This window comes from Streptomyces sp. C, assembly GCF_000158895.1.
Classification (GTDB): domain Bacteria; phylum Actinomycetota; class Actinomycetes; order Streptomycetales; family Streptomycetaceae; genus Streptomyces; species Streptomyces racemochromogenes.
Window position 1 is genome coordinate 6,237,136 of sequence record NZ_GG657750.1, and the last position, 1,718, is coordinate 6,238,853.

Annotated in this window: 2 protein-coding genes; both read left to right on the forward strand. The window is 75.4% G+C overall.

Annotated features, from left to right (window positions below):
• Positions 1–478, forward strand: a 478-nt coding sequence (locus SSNG_RS42375; RefSeq protein ID WP_206731339.1) for a hypothetical protein, incomplete at its 5' end; no start/stop codon positions are given.
• A gap of 74 nt (positions 479–552) precedes the next feature.
• A complete protein-coding gene (locus tag SSNG_RS28030; protein WP_042802088.1) occupies positions 553–1,656 on the forward strand; it encodes a MoxR family ATPase in 1,104 nt (367 codons plus the stop codon).
• Positions 1,657–1,718 lie beyond the last annotated feature (62 nt).

The following is a 1,718-nucleotide window of genomic DNA, read 5'->3' on the forward strand; positions in this document are numbered from 1 at the left end:
ACCGTCCACGAGGTGGTGGTGCTGCTGCCCGCAGGAACGCGAGGACACCGGCACCGAATGGCTGGAGAAATGGCGCTGGCTCCACGTCCACGACGGCCGGCACCCCGACGCCGTACGGACCGTCGAGGACACGGAGGTCACCGACGCCCTCGGACTGCGGCTCGGGGCGGCGCCCGCGCCCGCCTGCGTCCTCGGGCACGTCTCCGGCCCCCGTACGGCCGCCCTGCTCGACGCCCTCCTCGAAGGCGGGGTGCCCGTCGCGGTGTGGCGGCGCGGCGGCGGCACACCCGCCGGGGGACTGCCCGCGCTGCTCGCCCCCGACGCCGGTCCGGGGGCGCCCTCGGTGTTCGCCCTGCCCGCCCGCGTGCGCGAGGTGCGCCGGGCGGCCGCCGCCCAAGGACCGGAAGGGGGAGACCGGTTGGTGTTGCTGTGGGACGATCCCGACGACACGGTCCACCTCCGTTCCCTGGCCACCTGACCCCACCGCCCACGACAGCCCGAGGACCGGCCCGCCACGGGCCCCGACCCCGACGCACCACCCGCGAACAGACGATGGAGGCACAGGCAGTGGCGAAGGACTGGTGGCTGTACCGGGGCGCGGGCCCCGGCGAGGAGCGCCGCACCCGGCTGGAAGCCGGAACGCCGCCGCCCTGGCGGGACTTCACCGGCGTACCCGACCCCGCCTACGGGCCGCCCGGCTGCTCCGGCGAGGCCTGGGAGCGCACCCGCAGGCGCGGCGAGGGCTACGTCCCCGACGAGGCGGAGAAGGACGTGGTCAACACCGCCCTGCACCTGCGCCGACCGCTGCTGATCACCGGGAAACCCGGCGTCGGCAAGTCCACCCTCGCCTACAGCATCGCCGCCGACCTGGCCCTGGGACCCGTACTGCACTGGCCGATCACCAGCCGTACCGTGCTGCGCGACGGCCTCTACCTCTACGACGCCATCGGCCGGCTCCAGGAAGCCGGACTGGAACAGGTCCGCGCCCCCGGCACCCGCACCGCCGAAGCCCCGCCCGCCGCCGAAGCCCCGGCCGCCGCCGGGGGACCGGCCGCCGTCCCGTCCATCGCCCGCTACCTGCGCCTCGGCCCGCTCGGCACCGCCCTCCTCCCGCAGCGCCGGCCCCGCGTCCTGCTCATCGACGAGATCGACAAGAGCGACATCGACCTGCCCGGCGACCTCCTCACGGTCTTCGAGGACGGCGGCTTCGTCATCCCCGAACTGGCCCGCCTCGCCAAGGAGGAACCCACCGTCGCCATCGGCACCGACGACGACCCCGACGCGGGGGTGGCCGTCGCCCAGGGCCGCGTGCAGTGCCGCCACTTCCCCGTGGTCATCCTCACCAGCAACGGCGAACGCGACTTCCCGCCCGCCTTCCTGCGCCGCTGCGTCCGCCTCCACCTGGACGCACCCGGACCCGAGAAGCTCGCCCGCATCGTGCGCGGACGGCTCGGCGTCGACATCACCGGCGAGGACGCCACCGAGTACCAGGCCCTGGTACGCAGCTTCCTGGAACGCGCCGAGGACGGGGACCTGGCCACCGACCAGCTCCTGAACGCCATCCAGCTGCGCCTGGCCGGAGCCTGGTCGGCGCCCGCCGACCGGGACCGCTTCCTCGCCACCGTCATGCAGCACCTCACCGGGCCCACCGCGTGATCGAGAGGCTGCTCGCCGCCCTCGCCGAAGGCGCCGCGGACGGTGCCGCGCCCCGCACCGCC

Excerpts from the sequence above, each read along its gene's own strand:
- SSNG_RS28030 (WP_042802088.1), top strand. The coding sequence starts at position 553 with ATGGAGGCACAGGCAGTGGCGAAGGACTGGTGGCTGTACCGGGGCGCG.